The following is a 5,594-nucleotide window of genomic DNA, read 5'->3' as shown; positions in this document are numbered from 1 at the left end:
TGGTTGCCCAGATGTTCATGAGGTGATACCAATTCACGAAAATCTTGATACAAATTAATGGTTTTTAATTCTTTCCCCCTGCTCCCTGCCCCCTGCCCCCCTGCGGCCTACTTGTATCAAACTTAAAGTGAAACGGTATGAGAAAAGCACAACTCTCAATCTACCTGTTTTTGGCCTGAACCGAAAAGTATTGGGGGTTGAATCTAATTTTTGACTACTTTTGCGTAGGCTTCATATACGCCTTTGACGTTGTACCAATTAAGGAATATTCTGGCTATTTCTAATGCTAATTGTGGTTTACCTCGTTTAATTAGCCAGCGCAAAAAGGGAGCCATTGTGCGCTCATTAAGTAATCCATTAAGTGAGAGAATACCCCACAATAAGCGATGCAACCATGTCATTTGAATCATCATTCGCACTTCCCAAGTGGGATGTTTTTGATAAAACAAAACACCCATGCGTCCGCGTTGAATTTCTTTTTCAATTAAGTTGGGGATTTGCTCTAAATTAAATGGTGGATGCCAGTGATAACCAACTGCTTCAGGACATTTGATAAGTTGTAGACCTAGATTTTTGAGTCTCACGCCTAGTTCTAAATCTTCCCAACCATAGAGTTGAAAACCAGTATCAAATAATCCGGCTTTTTCTAACCAATGTTTAGGAATGGCAACGTTACCTGTGGCAAAAAAAGCAGCTGAAAAATCTGTGATTTTGTAGGGTTCAGCGGTAGGATTGTCGAAGTTGCAGGTATTAATTACTGCACCGTAAGTAAAAAAGCGATCGCTGTCTAATTTCTCTTTTCCCTGCAATAATGCGTTAGCGTGAGCTTGCAGAAAGTTTTTCAGCACTACTAAATCGCTATCGATAAAGATGATTGTATCTCCTAGTGCCTGTTCTACCCCCAAATTTCGCGCCGCAGCGGGGCCAGCATGGTTTTGCTGAAAGCAGCGCACATGGGGAAACTCTTGTTTATGTGCTGCCAACCATTCTAAGGTTCCGTCGGTAGAACCATCATCTACCAAAACAATTTCGTAATCAGTAACTATAGTTGACGCACTCAATTCCTGCATTTCCAAGGCTCGGAGGCACTTTTCTAAAATCGGCAGGCGATTGTAAGTTGGTATCACAACGCTGAAAAACACAGTCTCACCCACAACAGAAATTACCCATCTCCAGCATAGGACAGTACGGCACTAAAGACGGTTCCTGATTGGGTAGGTATGAGCCAACTACCTCTACTTCCGGGTTTGCACATCACAATAGTTAAGAATTTTTGTATCCGCCGTTAACAAAGGACAATCATAAAATCTGGCTGTAGCTACAATAAGTTGGTCAAATGGCTCGCCATGAAAGTTATTCGTCTCCTAAGAAAGCGTATTTATTTCGGTTATTACTATTGTTTAAAATTCATTTTATACAATAGTAATTGATACTAAAAATTACTGATAAATAGAAAATAAAGTGTGAAATTTGTTCAATTATTCTAAAATATAAAAAATTCCGAAGCGATTGGATATACTCGAAATTTAAACTTGGGCAAATGCAATTATGGTAGTAGATTGGTTGGCTATTTGGGGCGTGACTCAAGCTGTCGGCTTTGTTTTCAAACCCATTTTTGAGGAATTAGCAAAAGATGTAGCAAAAGACTGGGCTAAAGATTTATTAAAATGTATCCCCAAGAACATTTTACAGCAACTCAAAAAAGAAGATATTGAAATTGCTGCTGGCAAAGCATTGAAGGAGTTTTTAGAATTAATGCAGCAGGAATTAGATGATACAGATTTAGAAGAAATAGAATTCAAACAATATAATAAAACTTTAAAAATTTTTATTAGCAATCAATATATCAGGGAGATTCTAGGTTATCCTTTCCAAACAGACTGTCAATTTTTAGATCCTCAAGTACTTTCCAATACTTGGTATGAGATGAATTTACCCAGCTTACCTCAGAAATTTGAATGGGAAAGACTAACCAAAAGATATCTAAAAAAGGTGAAAGCAATTATTCGAGAATCAGATAAGTTACGCTCTTTTTTAGACAGTCAAAATTTAGAGCAAGTAAAGAATAGTCTGCAAGAAATTGCTGGGATTCCCACAGATTTTGATTTGCATAGGTATCAAGAAGGACTATATGAGCGGTACGGAAATCTGAAATTAGATAGTTTAGATACAACTGGGTATGCTTATAACGAGTTGAAGTTATGGCGAATGTTTATCGCTCAGAATGTGCGGGAAGTTCACCAAGTTTTACCACAAGTGCATGAATTACCCAAAGAACATCTAAAAAGACTAAGAGACAACAATCAAATAGAAGCAGAAACTTTATTAGAAGAGTTGGAAGGCTACCGTAAGGTTTATTTTGAACAACCAATAGTTTCAGTTTTAGATATTATTAATAATCCAGTTTATAAATATATAGTTATTTTGGGTGATCCAGGTTCAGGAAAATCGACATTATTGCAATTTTTAGCGTTAAATTGGGCAAAAACGCCACTTGAAAATATATTTTCTCAACCAATTCCTTTATTAATTGAGTTACGCACGTATATTCGGAGAAGAGAGAATAAAGAGTGCAGCAATTTTTTAGAGTTTTTCCATAAATGTAGTGGTATAGTTCATCATCTCAATCAAAATCAACTTCACGAACATTTAAAAACAGGTCATGCTTTAGTGATGTTTGATGGCTTAGATGAAGTTTTTGAACTAGGAAAGCGAGAGGATGTGATTACAGATATTCATCGCTTTACTAATGTATATCCTAATGTGCGAGTGATTGTAACTTCTCGCGTGATTGGCTATAAACCACAGCGATTGCGAGATGCAGAATTTCGTCATTTCATGCTGCAAGATTTAGAACTAGAACAAATTCAAGATTTTATCAATCGCTGGCATGAGTTAACTTTTAATGATGCGGAAGATAAATCACGAAAACGTGAGCGGTTGCAAAGAGCAATCGATACTTCAAAATCCATTTCTGAATTGGCAGGAAACCCACTTTTATTAACAATGATGGCAATTCTCAATCGTAACCAAGAATTGCCTAGAGACAGAGCAACTCTTTATGAACAAGCATCTCGTGTGCTGCTACATCAATGGGATGTGGAACGTGCTTTAATAGAAGATTCGCGTCTAGATCCAAAAACTATTGATTATAAAGATAAGCAGGCAATGTTGCGTCAAGTTGCTTATCACATGCAAACTAGCGCTAAAGGTTTGACTGGCAATTTAATTGGCGTGGGTGATTTAGAAAAGATTTTAATTCGCTATTTAAAAAATATTGAATTTGAACACCCAACTAAAGTTGCGAGAGTGATGATTAATCAATTGCGAACTCGCAATTTTATGTTATGTTTCTTAGGTGCTGATTATTACGCATTTGTGCATCGCACTTTTTTAGAATACTTCTGTGCTTGGGAGTTTGTTTGGCAGTTTAAAGAAACGCAAACACTTTCTATTCAAGAATTAAATAGTGAAGTTTTTGGTAAACATTGGCGGTATGAAACCTGGCATGAAGTGTTGCGCCTGATTACAGGGATGATTGAGCCGAGATTTGTTTGCGAAATTATTGATTATTTAATGGCACAAAATGGTGAAGCAGAAAAGTTTATAAATCTGTTTTTGGCTGCCAAGTGTCTTGCAGAAGTCCGCAATAGATTGTTAGTGACAACAACAGCAACTAAATTACTGAATCGGCTGAAAGATTTAACTAAATATGACCTTGGTTACTATTATCAACCATATCGAGATGAAGAAGAAACGAAACTAGTTCAAGAAATTCGGACTAAAGCAGTTACATCTGTAGCTACGACTTGGAAAGATGACTCTGACACCTTGGTTTGGCTGAAACAACTTGCTAATGCTGATGAACATGAAGATGTGCGACGTATCTCAGTGCAAGAATTAGCCAGAAGTTTTAAAGATCATGTTGATACTTTAGTATGGCTAAAACAACGGGCGATCGCAGATAATGATTGGACAGTCAGACAGGTAGCATTGCAAGAATTAGCTCGGAATTTCAAAGAAGATGTTGAAATTCTCCCCATGCTTAAACAACGCGCCACCACCGATGAGAATGAATATGTGCGCCAAGCCGCTGTGCAAGAATTAGCGCGAGGCTTTAAAGAAAAACCTGATATTTTACACTGGCTGAAACAGCGTGTCACTGCTGATAATTCCGGTACGGTGCGGCAAGTTGCTGTGCAAGAATTAGCACAAGGTTTTAAAGATGACTTAGACACTCTACCCTGGCTAAAGCAACGCACCATAGATGATGATTGGACTGTGCGACAAGTTGCAGTGCAAGAATTAGCTAGAGGTTTTAAAGATGATTCGGAAACACTGTCAACTCTGCAACAACGCGCTATTAGCGATGAGAATGAATATGTGCGCCAAGCCGCAGTGCAAGAATTAGCTAGGAGTTTTAAAGATGATTCTCAGACTCTCGCCATCCTCAAACAATGCGCCACATCTGATAAATATTCGGGTGTACGACAAACAGCAGTAGAGGAATTGGCTAGGGGGTTCAAAGAAGAACCGGAAATTTTACGTTGGTTGAAACAGCGTACTACTGCTGATCACGATCAGTATGTGCGACGTGCCGCCGTGCAAGAATTAGCTAGAGGATTTAGAGATGATCCTGAAACTTTAACTATTTTGCAACAACGAGCGATCGCTGATCAATATTCCGATGTGCGCCGCGCCGCCGTGCAAGAATTGGCTAGGGGATTTAAAGATGATCCTGATACGCTACCAATTATCAAACAACGCGCCACCGCAGATGATAATGAATATGTCCGCCGTACAGCATTGCAAGAACTAGCTAGGGGTTTTACGGATGATCCTGATATTCTCCCGATTCTGAAAAAACACGCTACATCTGATAAATATGCAGATGTGCGCCAAGCCGCCGTGCAAGAGTTAGCCAGAAGATTCAAAAACGATCCTGATACTCTCGTCATTCTAAAGAAACGCGCCACCGTTGATAAATCATCCAATGTCCGACAAATTGCTGTACAAGAACTAGCCAGAGGTTTCAAAGACGAACTGGACTTATTTGAAGTTTTCTACGCCTGTATTGTTAATGATCCCTTTAAGCGGGAATATAGTTTTCAAAATAATCCCCGCCAAGTTGCACTAGAAGCAATTACAGAACAATATCTCCACCATCCGCAGACTTTAGCACTGTTGCGCGACAGAGCAGCAAATGACCCAGATGAGCAAGTGCGTGAGTTTGCGAAGAAAAAGTTAGCTGAGTTAGGGTGAAAATTTTGCTGGCGATCGCATTTCACCGCAGATAGTCAAAATGCTTGAATCAAGCTCAAAAGTACAAAAAATTTCTTACCAAGAGTTGTTGTACTATATAAGAAAGTGTGCTCACCTATATGTTGTTGCGGGGATGATTGCACTTTTGCCTACTACTCTTAGCAACAGAGATGTCCTGATACAGGTTATTTTCGAGACTGTCTTAAGAGGGTGTTTGAAAAGTTTTGAGTGGTGAAATTTTATGCCAATCGCCTCACCATGATCCGGATCATGGCAAGGTAAATAAACGTCTCCGATGTTTCGGGCAATAACTCATAATCTCGAACTAATCG

General features: G+C 38.9%; 2 protein-coding genes and 2 pseudogenes. 1 reads left to right on the top strand and 3 read right to left on the bottom strand.

The window, feature by feature from the left end:
* Nucleotides 1-203: 203 nt before the first annotated feature.
* Both IQ259_RS26620 and IQ259_RS27420 read right to left on the bottom strand, forming a co-directional pair.
* On the bottom strand, nt 204-1,154 hold the full coding sequence (locus IQ259_RS26620; RefSeq protein WP_339383845.1) for a glycosyltransferase: 951 nt from the start codon (nt 1,152-1,154) through the stop codon (nt 204-206).
* Nucleotides 1,155-1,235: 81 nt separating this feature from the next.
* A pseudogene (locus IQ259_RS27420) lies at nt 1,236-1,352 on the bottom strand (type II toxin-antitoxin system VapC family toxin); the annotation flags it as partial.
* Nucleotides 1,353-1,548: 196 nt separating this feature from the next.
* Here IQ259_RS27420 and IQ259_RS26615 point away from each other — a divergent pair.
* Nucleotides 1,549-5,262, top strand: coding sequence for a HEAT repeat domain-containing protein (locus tag IQ259_RS26615; RefSeq protein ID WP_193888980.1), 3,714 nt, complete (start codon nt 1,549-1,551; stop codon nt 5,260-5,262).
* Between the two features lie 239 nt (nt 5,263-5,501).
* Here the strand turns inward: IQ259_RS26615 and IQ259_RS26610 are convergent.
* Nucleotides 5,502-5,594, bottom strand: a pseudogene (locus IQ259_RS26610) (IS5/IS1182 family transposase); the annotation flags it as partial.

The organism is Fortiea sp. LEGE XX443 (assembly GCF_015206815.1).
Taxonomy (GTDB): domain Bacteria; phylum Cyanobacteriota; class Cyanobacteriia; order Cyanobacteriales; family Nostocaceae; genus Nostoc_B.
Note: the sequence above shows the minus strand (reverse complement) of the source record. Positions and strands in the feature narration are given on the sequence as shown.